This window comes from Telluria sp. BA11, assembly GCF_056680305.1.
This window is the reverse complement of record NZ_CM155275.1, coordinates 2,405,129-2,422,749: the sequence shown is the minus strand read 5'-3', so window position 1 is coordinate 2,422,749 and position 17,621 is coordinate 2,405,129. Positions and strand designations below refer to the sequence as shown.

The 17,621-nt window shown below is 63.7% G+C and carries 11 protein-coding genes and 2 tRNA genes; 9 read left to right on the top strand and 4 right to left on the bottom strand.

The window, feature by feature from the left end; genetic code table 11:
- The first annotated feature begins 61 nt into the window (after positions 1-61).
- The 3 genes from AC1MGT_RS10560 to AC1MGT_RS10550 all read left to right on the top strand — a co-directional run bounded on the left by AC1MGT_RS10560 (position 62) and on the right by AC1MGT_RS10550 (position 5,026).
- Positions 62-2,221, top strand: a complete 2,160-nt coding sequence (locus AC1MGT_RS10560) for a M3 family metallopeptidase (protein WP_499504125.1) — start codon at positions 62-64, stop codon at positions 2,219-2,221.
- A gap of 134 nt (positions 2,222-2,355) precedes the next feature.
- Complete coding sequence (locus AC1MGT_RS10555) at positions 2,356-2,640, top strand: DUF4404 family protein (protein WP_183555162.1); 285 nt, start codon at positions 2,356-2,358, stop codon at positions 2,638-2,640.
- Between the two features lie 106 nt (positions 2,641-2,746).
- On the top strand, positions 2,747-5,026 hold the full coding sequence (locus tag AC1MGT_RS10550; RefSeq protein WP_499455991.1) for a YgiQ family radical SAM protein: 2,280 nt from the start codon (positions 2,747-2,749) through the stop codon (positions 5,024-5,026).
- Between the two features lie 71 nt (positions 5,027-5,097).
- Here the strand turns inward: AC1MGT_RS10550 and AC1MGT_RS10545 are convergent, their stop codons facing one another.
- Together AC1MGT_RS10545 and AC1MGT_RS10540 are read right to left on the bottom strand one after the other, a co-directional pair.
- Positions 5,098-6,294, bottom strand: coding sequence for an AI-2E family transporter (locus tag AC1MGT_RS10545; protein ID WP_258836798.1), 1,197 nt, complete (start codon positions 6,292-6,294; stop codon positions 5,098-5,100).
- Positions 6,291-6,776 carry a cyclic nucleotide-binding domain-containing protein gene (locus AC1MGT_RS10540; protein ID WP_221290483.1) on the bottom strand — a complete coding sequence of 162 codons (486 nt, stop codon included), beginning with the start codon at positions 6,774-6,776 and terminating at the stop codon, positions 6,291-6,293. The genes AC1MGT_RS10545 and AC1MGT_RS10540 overlap by 4 nt, the downstream gene beginning before the upstream one ends.
- A gap of 245 nt (positions 6,777-7,021) precedes the next feature.
- Here AC1MGT_RS10540 and AC1MGT_RS10535 point away from each other — a divergent pair, with 245 nt between their 5' ends.
- Entirely contained in the window at positions 7,022-8,173 is a 1,152-nt protein-coding gene (locus AC1MGT_RS10535; protein ID WP_499504124.1) for a GGDEF domain-containing protein, read from the top strand.
- Positions 8,174-8,258: 85 nt separating this feature from the next.
- On the opposite strand, the gene AC1MGT_RS10530 is transcribed toward AC1MGT_RS10535, so the two are convergent.
- Both AC1MGT_RS10530 and AC1MGT_RS10525 read right to left on the bottom strand, forming a co-directional pair.
- Positions 8,259-8,335 (bottom strand) — tRNA-Asp (locus AC1MGT_RS10530).
- Between the two features lie 40 nt (positions 8,336-8,375).
- A tRNA-Val gene (locus tag AC1MGT_RS10525) sits at positions 8,376-8,451 on the bottom strand.
- A gap of 373 nt (positions 8,452-8,824) precedes the next feature.
- Between AC1MGT_RS10525 and AC1MGT_RS10520 the strand changes: the two genes are divergently transcribed.
- The 5 genes from AC1MGT_RS10520 (at position 8,825) to AC1MGT_RS10500 (ending at position 17,571) form a co-directional block, all read left to right on the top strand.
- Entirely contained in the window at positions 8,825-11,062 is a 2,238-nt protein-coding gene (locus AC1MGT_RS10520; RefSeq protein ID WP_499504123.1) for a TonB-dependent receptor, read from the top strand.
- A 344-nt stretch (positions 11,063-11,406) separates the two neighbouring features.
- On the top strand, positions 11,407-13,224 hold the full coding sequence (locus AC1MGT_RS10515) for a S8 family peptidase (RefSeq protein ID WP_499504122.1): 1,818 nt from the start codon (positions 11,407-11,409) through the stop codon (positions 13,222-13,224).
- Positions 13,225-13,581: 357 nt separating this feature from the next.
- Positions 13,582-15,381 carry a S8 family peptidase gene (locus AC1MGT_RS10510; RefSeq protein WP_499504121.1) on the top strand — a complete coding sequence of 600 codons (1,800 nt, stop codon included), beginning with the start codon at positions 13,582-13,584 and terminating at the stop codon, positions 15,379-15,381.
- A 111-nt stretch (positions 15,382-15,492) separates the two neighbouring features.
- Entirely contained in the window at positions 15,493-16,599 is a 1,107-nt protein-coding gene (gene dinB, locus AC1MGT_RS10505) for a DNA polymerase IV (protein ID WP_499504120.1), read from the top strand.
- A 75-nt stretch (positions 16,600-16,674) separates the two neighbouring features.
- On the top strand, positions 16,675-17,571 hold the full coding sequence (locus AC1MGT_RS10500; protein ID WP_499504119.1) for a recombination-associated protein RdgC: 897 nt from the start codon (positions 16,675-16,677) through the stop codon (positions 17,569-17,571).
- Positions 17,572-17,621 lie beyond the last annotated feature (50 nt).

The following is a 17,621-nucleotide window of genomic DNA, read 5'->3' as shown; positions in this document are numbered from 1 at the left end:
GACAGCCGGCCCGCGCCGGCTGTCAGCAGGACCTTATCCTTACCGTGAAAAGCACAAGAACATGAAACGTACCCATATCATCCTGGCCGCTGCCATCAGCGCCGCCTTTGCCAATTTCGCGTTGGCCGCGCCTGCACCGGCGACTGCTGCACCGGTGACCGCCGCTGCGCCGTTCGACGCGAGCAACCCGTTCGCCAAAGAGAGCAGCCTGCAATACAACTACCCGGCCTGGGACAAGATCAAGAACGAGCACTTCGCCCCGGCCTACGCCGAAGCCATGCGCCAGCACGCGGCGGAGATCGAGAAGATCGCCAACAACAAGGCGGCGCCAACGTTCGAGAACACCATCGTGGCGATGGAGCGCTCGGGCCGCATGCTCAATCGCGTCAGCACCGCCTTCGGCACGCTGTCGGGTTCCTACACCAACGACACGCTGATCGCGCTGGGTCGCGACATCGCGCCGAAGCTGTCGCAGCACAGCGATGCAATCCGCCTGAACGGCAAGCTGTACGCCCGCATCAAGGCGCTGTACGACAAGCGCGCCAGCCTGAAGCTCGACAGCGAATCGGCCTACCTGCTGGACCGCTACAACAATGACTTCGAGCGCGCTGGCGCCAAGCTGTCGGACGCCGACAAGGAAAAGCTGAAGGCCTTCAACAGCCAGCTGGCCGCCCTGCAGACCAAATTCGCACAAGACACGCTGAAAGAAGCCAACGCGTCGGCGCTGGTCGTCGATTCGCGCGCCGAACTGGCGGGCATGAGCGACAAGGCCATCGACGGCGCGGCCGCCGAAGCAAAAAAACGCGGCATGGATGGCAAGTTCGTCCTGCCGGTCGTGAACACGACGCAGCAGGCATCGCTGTCGGTGCTGACCAACCGCGCCACGCGCGAAAAACTGCTGGCCGCCTCGATGGCACGCGGCAGCCGTGGCGGTGAATTCGACACCCGCAACACCGTTCTGCAGATCGCCAAGCTGCGCGCCGAACGCGCCGTGCTGCTGGGCTTCCCGAACCACGCCGCCTACAACCTGGAAGAGCAGACCGCCAAGACCACGGACGCCGTCAACAGCCTGCTGGCCGAACTGGCCACGCCTGCCGTGAACAACGCGAAGAAGGAAGCGGCCGACATCCAGAAGGTGATCGATGCGGAGAAGGGTGGCTTCAAGGCCGCCGCGCACGACTGGAGCTTCTACAGCGACAAGGTGCGCGCCGAGCGTTACGCCTTTGACGCCAGCCAGCTGCGCCCGTACTTCGAACTGAACCGCGTGCTGGTCGATGGCGTGTTCTTTGCCGCCACCAAGGAATTTGGCATCACGTTCAAGGAACGCAAGGACCTGCCGGGCTACAACGAAGACGTGCGCATGTTCGACGTGTTCGACGTCGATGGCAAGCAACTGGCGATCTTCACGTTCGACCCGTACGCCCGCTCGAACAAGCGTGGCGGCGCCTGGGCCAACGCCTGGGCCAGCCAGAGCAAGCTGCTGGGCACGAAGCCCGTCATCGCCAATAACCTGAACATTCCGAAGCCGGCCGCCGGCGAGCCGACGCTCTTGACCTACGACGAAGTGCGCACCACGTTCCACGAATTCGGCCACGCGCTGCACGGCATGTTCTCGGACGTGCAGTACCCGCGCTTCTCGGGTTCGCGCGTGCCGCGTGACTACGTCGAGTTCCCGTCGCAGGTCAACGAGATGTGGATGACCTGGCCGGAAGTGCTGGCCAACTACGCCAAGCACTACCAGACCGGCGAGCCGATGCCGAAAGCGCTGCTGGACAAGGTGCAGGCGTCGTCGCAGTTCAACGAAGGCTTCCGTACCACCGAGTACCTGGCCGCCGCGCTGCTGGACCAGGCCTGGCACCAGCTGGCGCCGAACCAGATCCCGACCGATGTGCTGGCGTTCGAGGCGCAGGCACTGAAAAAGGCCGGGGTTGACTTTGCCCTGGTGCCGCCGCGTTATCGCAGCACGTATTTCTCGCACACGTTCTCGGGCGGTTACTCGGCCGGTTACTACGGCTACCTGTGGGCCGAGAAGCTCGACGCCGACACGGTCGAGTGGTTCAAGGCCAATGGCGGCCTGACGCGCAAGAACGGCGACCATTTCCGCAAGACGCTGCTGTCGCGTGGCGGCACGCTGGACGCGATGCAGATGTACCGTAATTTCCGCGGCAAGGATGCGGATATCAAGCCGCTGCTGGAGCGTCGTGGCTTGACGGGTAACTAACGGCTTCCGCGCTGCCGGACAATGGGGGCTCCCGCGCAGGCGGGGGCCCCGTTCATTTTGTTTTCCACACAGCCGTGTTCTCCCCCACGCCCCCCATGCCTTACAATGAAATCGACCAATCCACGGAGACCACGATGCAACCCGAACACGATGCCGACCTGAAGGCACGCCTGAAAGCCCTGCACCGCGAACTGCAGGAAACCGGTGACACCGATGTCGAACTGGAAACGCTGCTGCGCCAGCTCGATGGCGATATCGAGAAAGTCCTCGAACGCCGCGCCGAGCAGGAGCTCGATGCGAATACCTATGGCCTGGGCTCGCGCACGCAGGAGCTGGCAGCCAGTTTTGCCGCCCGCCACCCGCGCGTCGAGCACGGCTTGCGCGAACTGGGCCAGATCCTGTCGAACATGGGCATTTGAGCTGCGCTGCTGAAATAGTAGGCTAATAGCCACAAGTCATTGATTTTAAGCCATTTTTCGGGGCCTTCCATGCTCCGTAAATGGTTTTCCGGTACAATGCCGGGCAATGAACTCCCCTGCCAATCTCTTTGCGACGGTCGCCAAGCGCTCCAGCCGCGCCCCGACCGCACCCTTCCTCCCGATGTCCCGCGCCGAAATGGACGCATTGGGCTGGGATTCGTGCGACATCATCCTGATCACGGGTGACGCCTACATCGACCACCCGAGCTTCGGCATGGCGCTGGTCGGCCGGCTGCTCGAAGCGCAGGGGTACCGGGTCGGCATCATCAGCCAGCCCGACTGGACCTCGGTCGAGCCGTTCCGCGCACTGGGCAAACCCAATCTGTACTGGGGCGTTACCGCCGGCAATATGGATTCGATGGTCAACCGCTACACGGCCGACCGCAAGATCCGCTCCGACGATGCCTACACGCCCGAAGGCGCGCCGAACAAGCGCCCTGACCGCGCCGTGACCGTGTATTGCCAGCGCGCCCGTGAAGCGTTCCCGGGCGTGCCGGTGATCGCCGGCAGCATCGAAGCCTCGCTGCGCCGCATCGCCCACTACGATTACTGGTCGGATAAGGTGCGCCGCTCGGTGCTGTTCGAATCGAAGGCCGACCTGCTCATCTTCGGCAACGCCGAACGCGCGCTGGTCGACCTGACGCGCCGCATCGCTGCGGGCGAAAACATCAAGACGATCCGCGACCTGCGCGGCACGGCGTTCCTGGTGCCGCTGGGCTGGCTGCCCGACGAAGAATGGAGCGTGCACAATTCCACCCGCGTGGACGTGCCGGGCCGCATCGACAAGCAGCCGAACCCGTATGCGATGGCGCTGGAAGACCCAAAAGCCTGTGCGCTCGACAACGCCGCGCCCGAGCCCGAGGTCAAGCCGATCATGATCATGACGCGCGAGCAGCGCCAGGCCGCGGCCCGCGAAAAAGCGGCCAAGACCGTCGTGCGCCTGCCGAGCTTTGAGACGGTCAGCGTCGATCCGGTGATGTACGCGCACACGTCGCGCGTGTTCCACCTCGAGTCGAACCCGGGCAATGCGCGCGCGCTGGTGCAGGCGCACGGCGACCGCGACGTCTGGCTGAACCCGCCACCGCTGCCGCTGGCGATGGACGAGATGGACAACGTCTACGACATGGCCTACGCCCGCGCGCCGCACCCGAGCTATGGCAAGGCGCACATCCCGGCCTGGGAAATGATCCGCTACTCGGTCAACATCATGCGCGGCTGCTTCGGCGGCTGCACCTTCTGCTCGATCACCGAGCACGAAGGCCGCATCATCCAGAGCCGCTCCGAGCCGTCGATCCTGCGCGAAATCGAACTGATCCGCGACACGACCAAGAACTTCGCCGGCACCATCACCGACCTGGGTGGCCCCACCGCGAACATGTACCGCCTGGCGTGCAAGGAAAAGACGATCGAGGAAAGCTGCCGCCGCCTGTCGTGCGTGTACCCGACGATCTGCAGCAACCTGGGCACCGACCACAGCAAGCTGATCTCGCTGTACCGCAAGGCACGCGCGATCCCCGGCATCAAGAAGATCCTGATCGGTTCCGGTCTGCGCTACGACCTGGCCGTGCGTTCGCCTGAGTACGTCAAAGAGCTGGTCACCCACCACGTGGGCGGCCTGCTGAAGATCGCACCGGAACATACCGAAGCGGGCACGCTGTCGAAGATGATGAAGCCGGGCATTGGCGCCTATGACGAGTTCAAGCGCATGTTCGACAAGTACTCGCTCGAAGCCGGCAAGAAGCAGTACCTGATCCCGTACTTCATCGCGGCCCACCCGGGCTCGACCGACGAAGACATGCTGAACCTGGCACTGTGGCTGAAGAAAAACAACTTCAAGCTCGACCAGGTGCAGACGTTCACGCCAACGCCGATGGCGATGGCCACGACGATGTACCACTCGCGCCGCAACCCGCTGGCCAAGGTGACCGAGGATTCCGAAATCGTCGAGACGGCAAAGAGCGGCAAGACGCGTAAATTGCACAAGGCGTTCCTGCGCTATTACGACCCGGAGAACTGGCCGATCCTGCGCGAAGGCCTGTATCGCATGGGTCGTGGCGACCTGATCGGTAACAGCGACCGGCACCTGATCCCGGCCCCGGGCGGCGAGATGGCCAGCGGTTCGCTGCGCGAAGAGCGCCGCGGGCCGGGCATGGCGCCGAAAGGGCGGCCAGCCGATGGCGCGCCGAAGCGCACGATGGGCGCCGGCGCACCACGCGGCCGCACCGACCGCACGCCGGCAACGACGCCGTTCATGGCGCCGCCGTCGAAGGTCAAGCCGTCGATCCTCTCGACCATCAAGGCCAAGCCGAAGACCGTGCGCAAGTAAGCGCGTTCGAACGGACAAAAAAAACCGGAGCCTAGTGCTCCGGTTTTTTTTCGATGGTGCGTTGTTGTCCGTTACGGTTTGGTCTTCAATTTCGCATTCGGTGTTGGCGCCCCGCGCCGTTCGCGCGCGATGTCCAGGTCCATGCTCGCCTGCCGCGTGCGCAGCGAATTGGCATAACGGTGGCGCGCCCGCAGGCGCGGGTGCGTGACCAGAACGCCCAGCGTCTCGCCGATCACCATCACCACGCCCAGCAGCGGCAGCACCAGCATCAATCCCACCACGCCGGCCAGCATGCCGCCGACAAAGATCATCAGCACCGTGACCAGTGGATGGATGTGCAGGCTGCGGCCCAGCGTGGCCGGCATGAAGATGAAGTCGTCCAGCAGGCGCACCAGCACGAACACGCCAATGGCGCCGTAGGCCATCAGCGGGTTGCCCGGCGCATCGGTTGAGGCGACGATGACGACCAGCGCGCAGCCGGCGATCGAGCCGACGAACGGCACCCAGGCCAGCACCGCCGAGATCAGACCCAGCAGCAGGGGCGAGGACACACCGATGATCCACAGCCCCAGCGCCAGCACGATCGTGTCGAGCACCGTCAGCTTGAGCAGGCCTTCAAAGTAGCGGCGCGCGGTCTGGTCGACTTCGTGCAGCAGGTACAGCGCCGGCTCGAAGTAAGCGTTCGGCACCGCGCGCGCCAGGAACTTCTTGAAGCGCACACCGTCGCGCAGCAGGAAGAAGCTGAGGAACGGCGCCAGGAACAGTGACGGCACCCAGGTCACGATGCCGACGACGATGTCGCCCAGATGGTTCTGCGCGAAGTCGCTCGTGTAATTGGTGAACGCGCGGTTGACGGTCGAGGTCAGGCGCATCTCGGCCAGCAGCGGGAATTTCGCTTCCAGTAACCCCATGGAGTTGCGCACGAAGGCGACGCCGCCGTCGAGGTACAGGCTGATCGTTGCTTCCCACGAATCTTCTTCGGGACCGTCGCTCCAGGCCATGGCCGCCGTCAGCGCCAGCGCGGTCAGGGCAAAGAACAGCGTGCAGACCCACAGCGCGGCGGCGTTGCGGCCAAAGCCTGAACGCACCATGCGCTGCATCGGGCCCAGCAGGATGTAATACAGGACGGCGCCGAAAATGAAGGGCAGGGCGAGCCACAGCAGCTTCTGGACGACGAGCAGCAGCAGGCAGGTGCCGCCGATGATGCCGGTCCAGACGACCGGGCCGGCGCGCTCGGGGCCGTGGGCAGGGTCGAGGTGGGTGCTCACAGCGCTTCCAGCTGCGGCCGGCCGGTGCCCATCCATTCACGCAGGCGCAGGCCAATGTGGCGCGCCAGCGCCAGCGAAATCTTGTAGCCGATGACGGCGTCGGTTTCCATCAGACCCAAAAAGTCGGCGCGGAAGAACACCGCCACTTCGCACGGCTCCAGAGCGCGCGCCTGGGCATTGCGGGGCGAATTGTCGAGCAGCGCCAGGTCGCCGAAGAAGCCGCCCGGCTCGAGTTCGGCCACGACCTGCGTCATGCCCTCATGCAGGCGGCTGATGCGTACCCGGCCGCTCATCAACAGATACAGCGCCTGGCCCTCTTCGCCCTCGTCGAACATGATTTCGTCTTTTAAATAGCGGCGCTCGTGCAGCAAGCCATCGACGATCTTCAGTTCCAGCGGCGTGAGCGCTGCAAACAGCGATGAGCTCTTGAGCCGATGCAGGCGCGGCGACATGCGCGGGGGTTTGAGAAAACGAAAAATCAAGGCGTGCTCCAGGGTGGTGCGGTCTGTTGTCTGTTTGATTATCCGCGATCGGATGCTGCCACGCATCAAAAAGCGTCGCGTGCGCAGGGCGGTGTGGCGGCGCGTCCATAAGGTAGGTCAAGCGTGCGCTCACCTGTCTTGAAAAACGTGTAACATAATTCCATATGGCAACATCAGTGGTTTTTTTGCAAAGCCGCGTGTGCGGTGAGGCGAGGCGAGTGCAAGTGCCTTTTCAAGGACAGGCAGTGATTGATATACAGACTTTTCTTCTTGCACTCGGCATCGGCAACGTCGGTTTTGCGATTCTGATGGCGGGATACACCCACGGCGCGGCGCCCAGTGCCGGGCTGCGCCTGTGGATGTGGGCGCGACTCGGCATGGGCGTGAGCCAGCTGATCGGGTGGGGGAGTCCGGTGCTGGGCTTGCCGGTCTTCCCCGGGCTGGAGGGCCTCGTCTGGATTCTCGCCATGTCCCTTGAAATGGCGGCCTATTGTGTCTTCTTCGGCTTCGTACGCTGGGGCCGGGTGCTGTTGCCGATCACACTGCTGTCTTCCGCCATCGTGCTGGCAGGCGCAGCGCTTGGGGTTAATTACGTCCAGCTCAGCGCGCTCGTGGGCGCCGTCGTGGCCTTGTTCGCCGCCGCCATGGCGTGGGCACTGTTGCGCCGGCGCAGCGCGTCGCTGCTGCAGCGGATCATCGGCGTCAACGATGCGCTGTTCGCCACGGCCATCCTCGTCTGGGTCGCTTCGGCGTGGCTGGGCAAGGGGCCGCTCGACCACAGTGCTGCCCAGCAGGTGGCGTACCTGACGGGCTACATGCTCATGATCGTCAACGGCTTCGGCTTTTTGTTGCTGTGCAAGCAGAAGGACGACAGCCGGATGGCGAAGCTGGCCACGACCGATTGCCTGACCGGACTGCCGAACCGCCACGCATTTCTCGAACAGGCCGACGGCGCGCGCCTGCTGGCCCAGCGCCAGCGCACCGGTCTGGGCCTCCTGATGATCGACATCGACCACTTCAAGCAGATCAATGACCGCTGGGGCCATGCTTCCGGCGACGAAGCACTGGTGGTGTTTGCACGCACCGTACGCCAGCTCCTGCGCGAGCACGAAACGATCGGCCGCCTGGGTGGCGAAGAATTCGCGCTGCTGCTGCCCGGGGCCGATCTCGATGCGGCGGTGCAGGCTGCCGAGCGGCTGCGCCGGGCGATCCGGGAAGCGACGGTCATCACCAGCGGCCCGACCTACCGCATGACGGTCAGCATCGGCGTGGTGGTGCTCGATCCGCACGAAGATCTGGGTGGGGCCATGGCGCGTGCCGACCATGCGCTGTATGCGGCCAAGCGCGCGGGGCGGGATCGGGTGGAAATCGGGGAGTTGATGCGCAAGCGGGCATAACGTGGCAGCGGTGTGCAAGCCGTCACGCAAACGCGCGCTGAAAAAGAAAAAGGGCCCGACGAATCGGACCCTTCTTCAGTGATGCTGGCGGAGCGGACGGGGCTCGAACCCGCGACCCCCGGCGTGACAGGCCGGTATTCTAACCAACTGAACTACCACTCCGTTTTACTAAGATCAGCCTTCGATCCATCGTCGAGATGCTTGGTGGGCGCTGAGAGGCTCGAACTCCCGACCTAATCCGTGTAAGGGATCCGCTCTACCAACTGAGCTAAGCGCCCATCTCGTTGATGTCTACTGACGCTTGTCATTGCGTCGAAGAGGACCGAATTATAGAGGGTGCGTTTGAGGGTCTGCAAGGGGTTTTTCGAAAAAATATCGAAAGCGCTATTTTTTCTGGTCATGACCCCCGGCCGCAGCCAACGATATGCATGTGTTGTAATCATGGCGTCAACGAGTTATTTGCTTGCCCGACTGATAACCATCACGGACAATACCGCCTTTAGCAAGTCGGCAACCTTAAAACATCGGAAAGATGGGCGCCATAGATGCGCGTTGCCGAGGCGGGGTATCACCGCCGCGCACCCGGCAGGGGGGCGTTGGAAAAGAAGAACGGAGACACCGGTTCTTTTATCATCACCAGGAAAATACTCCATGACCAAGATGTCCAAGATGCACAAGCGCGTCACCTGCTCCCATGGCGCAGCGCTGGCGTTCCTCGCCCTGCTGCCGATCGCCCAGGCAGCCGCCCAGACGGCGGCCCCGGCCGCACCGGCGCCCGAGTCCCTGCAGCTGCAATCGGTCACCGTGACCGCGCAGCGCCGTACCGAGAACATCCGCGACGTGCCGGTGTCGGTGACGGCCCTGAAGGGTGACAAACTGGACGTCCTGGTCTCCGGCGGCGAAGACATCCGCCTGCTGGCTGGCAAAGTGCCGAGCCTGAACGTGGAATCGTCGAACGGCCGTACCTTCCCGCGCTTTTACATCCGCGGCTACGGCAATACCGACTTCAACACCTTCGCCTCGCAGCCGGTCTCGCTCGTGTACGACGACATCGTGCAAGAGAACCCGATCCTCAAGGGCTTCCCGATCTTCGACCTGGCCAGCGTCGAAGTGCTGCGCGGCCCGCAGGGCACGCTGTTCGGCCGTAATACTCCGGCCGGCGTCGTCAAGTTCGAGTCCGAAAAGCCACGCCTGAACAGCACCGAAGGCTACTACAACGTGTCGGCGGCATCGCACTACACGTTCAATGCCGAAGGCGCCGTCAACGTGCCGCTGTCGAGCAACGTGGCGATGCGCGTGTCGGCCGTTGGCCAGCACCGCGACGACTACGTCGACAACTACAGCACCCCGGCCAAGACCACCAAGCGCGGTGAACTCGACGGCTACAACGAACACGCCGAGCGCGTGCAGTTCTTGTACAGCAAAGATGGTGTTACCGGCCTCTTGGGCTTCCACCAGCGTCAGACCAATGGCAGCGCGCGTCTGTTCCGCGCCAACCTGATCAAGAAGGGCAGCAACACCTTCGCCGACGGCACCGATCTGGACCAGATCGTCACCAATGCGATGAATGACCAGGACCTGAAAACCAACGGCATCAACCTGCGTCTGGAATGGGATCTGGGCGGCTACAAGCTGTCGTCGATCACCGGTTACGAGCATATCATCGGTTACTCGAGCCGCGGCGACATCGACGGCGGCACGCCGACCGGCCCGGGCTTCATCCCGTTCCAGGTCGAGACCAACGGCTACATCAACAACCTCGACCAGTACAGCCAGGAATTCCGCGTCGAATCGCAGAACACCGGCCCGTTCAACTGGCAGACCGGCGTCTACTTCTTCGATGAAGACGTCACCGGCGGCAGCGACAACTTCGACAGCACCACCTACGCGCGCACCTCGCGCCTGGTGTCGACCCAGAAGAACGAGGCCTGGGCTGCGTTCGCTTCGGCAACGTACAACCTGACCCCTGACTGGACCATCCGCGGCGGCGTGCGCTACACCAAGGACGAGAAAGAGTTCCGCACCATCGAAGCGACCAACGTCGTGCAGATCGGCCCGTCGTCGGTCGAAGCGGACAAGAAGAAGGTCAGCTGGGACCTGTCGGCCACCTACAAGCTCACGCCTGACGTGAACGTGTACGGCCGCGCCGCAACGGGCTTCCGCGCCCCGAGTATCGCTGCTGCGTCGGCGTCGGTGCCAATTACCGTGGCCGATGCCGAGACCATCAAGTCGGTCGAGCTGGGCATCAAGGCTGACCTGTTCGAGCGCCGCGCACGTGGCTCGTTCTCGATCTATGACTACACGATCGACGACCAGCAGCTGACCGTGGTGGGTGGCAATTCGAACGTCAACCGCCTGATCAACGCCGACAAGACCAAGGGCCGCGGCGCCGAGTTCGACTTCGAAGCAGCGATCAGCACCGCCCTGCGCATGAGCGCCGGCGCGAGCTACAACTACACGCAGATCCGCGACGGTAGCCTGTCGGTCAACCGCTGCGCACAGTGCACGATCACCGATCCGATCAACGGCGCCGGCCGTGTCGTGATCGATGGCAATGCACTGCCACAGGCACCGCGCTGGACCTTCAACGCGACGGCCCGCTACGGCGTGCCGTTCCGTGACGGCGAGCTGTACTTCTACACCGACTGGTCGTACCGCAGCAAGGTCAACTTCTTCCTGTACGAGTCGACCGAGTTCACCGGTGCACCACTGACCGAAGGCGGCGTACGCGTCGGCTACATCTTCGGCAACGGCAAGTATGAAGTCGCAGCCTTCGGCCGCAACGTGCTCGACCAGCGCCGTATCACCGGTGCGATCGACTTCAACAACCTGACCGGCTTCACCAACGAGCCGCGCCAGTGGGGCATGCAATTCAAGGGTAATTTCTAAGAATTGACCGGCCTCGCACGAGGCCCACGTGTCACAAACGAAAAGGGCCGCGCATTGCGCGGCCCTTTTTTGCATCTGAGAACGATGCGATAAACCTTCGTCAACAAATTTTAGGTGTCAAGTATTCTGTTAAATTTGTGTTTCGCCGAACAAAACATGGTTTTGCAAAATTTAGGCATGTAACCGTTGTATGCACGCTTCACTCTGTCAGGTTTGCGTTCCGTTAAATCTTTCTTTCGCGCTACGCTGGCTGAGCCGCCTCGATGCGGCGCCGGCAATGTCCGGACTACAACGATACGGGCGAGCCCTTTCGCCCGACGGAAAACCTTGAACAAGGAAGAAAAATGAAGCAAACGCATTCGATTCGTCCTGTCGTATTGAAGATGTGCGCCGCGGTATCCCTGGCGCTGGCCTCGAGCGCAGCCCTGGCGGCTGCGGGCGATGCGGCGTCCCCGGGGCCACAGTTCATTGTGGAAACCGACCGGATCATCGTGAAGTACCGCGACGCGCAACCGGCCGTCAATGGCCTCGCTGCACGCGTGGCCAGTACCAGCAGCGAGCGCAAGGCCAAGCTCGACCGCGCCGGCCAGCAGTTCGGCATGGTGGTGCAGGAAAGCCATCCGATTTCCACCGGCGCAAAAGTGTTCAAGCTCGACCGCAAGCGCAATCTTGCCGAAGTGAAGTCCCTGGCCGCCGAGATGATGGCACGCGATCCGTCGATCGAATATGCCGAGCCGGACCGCATCATGACGCACATGGCCACGCCGACCGACCCGCGCTATACCGACCAGTGGCACTACTACGAAACGGCGGGTGGCCTGCGCCTGCCGGCCGCCTGGGATGTCTCGACCGGCGCCGGCGTGATCGTGGCCGTGATCGACACCGGCTCGCGGCCTCATGCCGACCTGAGCGGCCAGCAGCTGGCCGGCTATGACTTCATCAGCACCGCCGCCATCGGCAACGACGGTAACGGCCGCGACAGCGACGCGAGCGACCCGGGCGACGCCGTCACCGCCGGTTCCTGCGGCAGCGGCCAGCCGACCCGTGACCAGCCATCGAGCTGGCACGGCACGCACGTGGCCGGCACGGTGGCCGCGCGCACCAACAACGGCGCCGGCGTCGCAGGCGTGGCCTACAACGCCAAGGTCCTGCCGGTGCGCGTGCTGGGCAAGTGTGGTGGCTACACGTCTGACATCGCCGACGCCATCACCTGGTCGTCCGGCGGCACGGTCTCGGGTGTACCGGCCAATGCCAACAAGGCGCGCGTGCTGAACCTGTCGCTGGGCGGCGGCGGCGCCTGCGATGCGACCACGCAGAACGCCATCAACGGCGCCCGTTCGCGCGGCGCGGTGGTGGTGGTCGCTGCCGGCAACGACGCCGTCAACGTCAGCAATGCCAGCCCTGCCAACTGCTCGGGCGTGATCGCGGTGGCGGCCACCGGCCGCACCGGCGGGCGCGCGTCGTACTCGAACTTCGGCACGCTGGTGGACGTCGCAGCGCCTGGCGGCGATGGCGCCTCGGGCGTGCTCTCGACGCTCAACAGCGGCACCGGCGCACCGGCCGCGGACAGCTACGCGGCCTACCAGGGCACGTCGATGGCCACGCCGCACGTGGCTGGCGTGGCAGCGCTGATGCTGGCGGTAAATACCAACCTGACGCCGGACGAGATCGAGTCGAAACTCAAGTCGACGGCGCGCGCGTTCCCGGCCAGCTGCTCGGGTTGCGGCACCGGCATCGTCGATGCGGCCGCTGCCGTGGCGTCGGCCACAGGGGGCGGTGGCGGTACACCGGTCACCACGCTGGCCGAGAGCGAGTCGAACAACACGACGGCCACGGCAGACCCGGTCGCGGCCAGCAACACGACCGTCACCGGCAACCTGGGCAGCACGACCGACACCGATTATTTCCGCGTCGATTTGCCAGCTGGCAAGACACTGGCGGCGAGCCTGACCTCAACGTCAACGACGGCCGACTATGACCTGTACGTGTACAGCAGCACCGGCGCGCAGTTGGGCACCAGCCAGAACGGCGCCGGCGCGACCGATACTGTCAATTCGGCCAATACCACCAGCAGCACGGCGATCCGCTATGTCCGGGTGACCTATTACAGTGGCGGCACGGGCACGACCAACGGCCGCTATACGCTGAAACTGAGCTGGTAAGCCAGTGATCCTGCGCCATCTTCATGGCCAGGGTCGTTTTTTGGATCCATGACACGCGCGATTCTTCGCGCGTGTTTTTTTTGGGCTCAGGATTCTCTGTTCATGATTGTTAATTAACTAAAATAAGCCGTTACATATTTCGCGTTCAAAAAGTTACGCCAAAGAAAAAATGTTAATGAGGAAACGACCAGTGCAAGTGTTGTAACTATGCTGAAAGGATGTGATTTTCCACGCGACAATATGTTTCCTTAGGGCTACTCTTGAATCTGCCGCTATGTTGCGGCGCCCGGTGCAGCTGGTCTTGTCATGACTCAGGCGCATCGACATGCCTGATGCAGAACTTGAACGGGAAAAATCATGAAACAAACGTATTCGATCCACGCTGCGGCGTTGCAGCGCGCTGCACTCTGGCTGGCGCTGGCATCCCTTCCGGTGTGCGCCGCCGCCGCAGGCTCCCAGGAGCCACAATCCATTCTGGAAACCGACCGCGTCATCGTGAAGTACCGCGACGCCCAGCCCGCCGCCAATGGATCGACAGTAATCGTGGAAGGCGGCAGCAGCGCGCGCAAGGCCAGGCTCGATCGCGCCGGCCAGCAGTTTGGCGTGCTGGTCCGGGAGAGCCATGCGCTGTCGAACGGCGCAAAGGTGTTCAAGCTCGATCGCCGGCACAATCTGGCCGAAGTGCGCTCGCTGGCGACCGAGATGATGATGCGCGATGCGTCGATCGAGTATGCCGAGCCAGACCGCATCATGACGCATGCGGCCACGCCGACCGACCCGCGCTTTACCGATCAATGGCATTACTACGATGCCGTGGGCGGCTTGCGCCTGCCGACTGCCTGGGATATCTCCACGGGCGCCGGGGTGGTGGTAGCCGTGATCGACACCGGCTACCGTCCGCACGCCGATCTGGCTGGCCAGATCCTGCCTGGCTACGATTTCATCAGTACCGCCGCCATCGGCAACGACGGCAACGGTCGTGACAGCGATGCGAGCGACCCGGGTGACGGCATCACGGCCGGTGCCTGCGGCGGCGGCCAGCCGTTCTCTGACCAGCCATCCAGCTGGCACGGCACGCACGTGGCTGGCACGGTGGCGGCGCGCACCAACAACGGCGCCGGCGTGGCAGGCGTGGCATACAACGCCAAAATCGTGCCGGTGCGCGTGCTGGGCAAGTGCGGCGGCTACACATCCGACATCGCCGATGCGATCACCTGGGCGTCCGGCGGAACCGTTTCCGGCGTGCCGGCCAATCCCAACAAGGCGCGCGTGCTGAACCTGTCGCTGGGCGGGGGTGGCGCTTGCAGCGCGACGATGCAGAACGCCGTCAACGGGGCGCGCGCGCGCGGCGCCGTGGTGGTGGCCGCAGCGGGCAATTCGGCCATGGACGTCAGAAACGCGAGTCCGGCCAACTGCACCGGCGTGATCGCGGTGGCCGCTACCGGCCGTACTGGCGGGCGGGCAAGGTACTCCAATTTCGGCGCGCTGGTCGCGGTGGCTGCGCCGGGCGGCGATGGCGCCTCGGGTGTGCTTTCCACGCTCAACAGCGGCCGGAGCGGGCCGCTGGCGGACACCTACGCGGTCTACCAGGGCACGTCGATGGCGGCGCCGCACGTGGCCGGCGTGGCTGCGCTGATGCTGGCGCTCAATACCAACCTGACGCCGGACGAGATTGCAACACGGCTGAAGTCGACGGCGCGCGCGTTTCCGGCCAGTTGCTCGGGGTGCGGTGCCGGCATCGTCAATGCACGCGCCGCTGCCGACTGGGCCAAGAGCAGCGCCGCGCCTGTCGCGGTTGCCGAAAGCGAAGCGAACAACACCATCGCCACCGCCGATCCGGTCTCGCCCTTTAACGCCAGCGTCACCGGCAACCTGGGCACGACAACCGATACCGATTACTTCCGGGTCGATCTGCCGGCCGGCAAGACACTCAAGGCCAGCTTGAGCGCGGTGCTGGCAACGGCGAACTATGACCTGCAGCTGTACAACAGCGCAGGCAAGCAACTGAGCGCGAGCGTGAACCGCGCCGGCGTGGCCGACACCGTCACGTTCGCCAATACCAGCACGGGCACGTCGGTTCTTTATCTGCGGGTGGTCTACACCAGTGGCGGCACCGGCACGAGCAACGGCCGGTATGCGCTGTCAGTGACACGCTGAGTCGGTGGCCACAGGGGAGGCTGCCCAGAAATAAGCAACATTTGCACGGGGAAGATTTTTAGAAGATACTGTATGCAATTACAGTAAGCGACCCCGGCAGTTTGTGACCGCATGGGGCGGCCCGCCAGCGTGAACGCCCCAGCCCGAAAAATCATCCACTGCGATTGCGACTGCTTTTATGCATCGGTCGAGATGCGCGACGATCCGTCGTTGCGCGGCCGGCCATTGGCGGTGGGCGGGCGTGCCGACCAGCGCGGCGTGGTTGCCACCTGCAATTACGAGGCGCGCCGCTTCGGCATTCATTCGGCAATGGCCACGGCCCAGGCGATGAAGCTGTGTCCGGAGCTGGTGGTGATTCCGCCGGCGATGGAAAAGTACCGCATCGCGTCCAGCCAGATCATGGCCATCTACCAGGATTACACGGAGATCGTCGAGCCGCTCTCGCTCGACGAAGCCTATCTGGACGTGACCGATTCGCCGCACTGCAAGGGCAGTGCGACGCTGATCGCGCAGGAGATCCGGCGCCGCATCGTGGAGACGGTGGGCATCACGGCTTCGGCCGGCGTGGGCCCGAACAAGTTCGTCGCCAAGATTGCCAGCGACTGGAACAAGCCCGACGGCCTGTTCCTGGTGCGGCCCGAAGAAGTCGACGCGTTTGTTGCGGCGCTGCCGGTAAAGAAGCTGCACGGCGTGGGCAAGGTCACGGCCGAGAAACTGAACCGGCTTGGTGCCCAGACCTGCGCCGATCTGCGCGGCTGGAGCCTGGACAAGCTGCAAGAGCATATGGGCAGCTTCGGCGTGCGGCTGTATGACCTGAGCCGCGGGATCGACCACCGCGAAGTGAATACCTCGCGCGAACGCAAGTCGATCAGCACCGAGGAAACCTACACGCCGGACGTGCCCGACCTGGCCGCCTGCCTGAAGCTGCTGCCCGACCTGCACGAGCATTTGCTGGGCCGCATCAAACGGGCTAATGCTGAAAAATTCATCAACAAGCTGTTCGTGAAGATCAAGTTTTCGGACTTCCAGCAGACAACCGTCGAATGTGTGGGATATGCGCCCAACATTCCGACATATGGACGTTTACTGGAGACCGGCTGGGCGCGCGCCAGCCGGCCGGTGCGATTATTGGGCGTCGGCGTGCGCCTGGGCGACACCGAGATTGTCGAGCAGTTACGGCTGTTCGACGATTCTCTGGATGACGCGACAACCCCCTGACATTTTTGACGCTGCGGCTCCTGTGCAGCGTAGAATGTCGTTCCCTAGAAACATCGAAACAAGCGGATTAAGCCTATGTGGTTCAAGAATCTCCAGATCTATCGCCTGCCGGCCCCTTGGGCCTACACCCCTGAACAGCTGGAAAAGGCCCTCGAGCCGGGCAGCTTCGTGCCTGCCAACAGCAACGAATTGCTGCGCCAGGGCTGGGACGCACCGCGCCCGAACGGCGGCCTGGTCCATGTCGTGAACAAGCAGATGCTGATCATGCTGGGCACCGAAAAGAAACTGCTGCCGGCATCGGTCATCAACCAGGTAGCCAAGGCCAAGGCGGCCGAGATGGAGGAAGCGCAGGGCTTCCCGCCAGGCAAAAAAGCCATGAAGGAACTGAAGGAGCGCGTGGCCGACGAACTGCTGCCGCGCGCCTTCACGCTGCGCAGCAATGTCTGGACCTGGATCGACCCGGTCAACGGCTGGCTCGTGGTCGATGCGGCCAGCCCGGCCAAGGCCGACGACGTCGTCAAGCTGCTGCTCAAGGCCATCGACAAGATGCCGCTGGAGTCGCTCCGTGTGCAGCGTTCGCCGGTGGCCGTGATGACCGGCTGGCTCGAAGCCGATGAAGCGCCATACGGCTTCACGATCGACCAGGACACCGAACTGCGCGCCACGGGCGAAAGCCGCGCCGCAGTGCGCTACGTGAAGCACACGCTGGAACCGGACGACATCCGCCGCCACATCGCCGCTGGCAAGCAGTGCACGCGCCTGGCCATGACCTGGAACGACCGCGTCAGCTTCGTGCTGACCGAGTCGCTGGCGATCAAGGGCATCAAGCCGCTGGACGTGATCAAGGAAGGCGAAAGCGCGACCCACAACGACGACGAACGTTTCGACAACGATATCGTCTTGATGACGGGCGAGCTGTCGAAGATGCTGGCCGATGTGGTCGAAGCGCTGGGCGGCGAAGCCAAGGCGTAATCAGGCGTCAGACACACGGCGCCCGAGCAAGGCGCCGGTGGAGAGAACGG

Coding starts and splice junctions, on each gene's coding strand:
- AC1MGT_RS10550 (WP_499455991.1), top strand. CDS start 2,747: ATGAACTCCCCTGCCAATCTCTTTGCGACGGTCGCCAAGCGCTCCAGC.
- AC1MGT_RS10515 (WP_499504122.1), top strand. CDS start 11,407: ATGAAGCAAACGCATTCGATTCGTCCTGTCGTATTGAAGATGTGCGCC.
- AC1MGT_RS10510 (WP_499504121.1), top strand. CDS start 13,582: ATGAAACAAACGTATTCGATCCACGCTGCGGCGTTGCAGCGCGCTGCA.
- AC1MGT_RS10500 (WP_499504119.1), top strand. CDS start 16,675: ATGTGGTTCAAGAATCTCCAGATCTATCGCCTGCCGGCCCCTTGGGCC.
- dinB (WP_499504120.1), top strand. CDS start 15,493: ATGGGGCGGCCCGCCAGCGTGAACGCCCCAGCCCGAAAAATCATCCAC.
- AC1MGT_RS10520 (WP_499504123.1), top strand. CDS start 8,825: ATGACCAAGATGTCCAAGATGCACAAGCGCGTCACCTGCTCCCATGGC.
- AC1MGT_RS10555 (WP_183555162.1), top strand. CDS start 2,356: ATGCAACCCGAACACGATGCCGACCTGAAGGCACGCCTGAAAGCCCTG.
- AC1MGT_RS10560 (WP_499504125.1), top strand. CDS start 62: ATGAAACGTACCCATATCATCCTGGCCGCTGCCATCAGCGCCGCCTTT.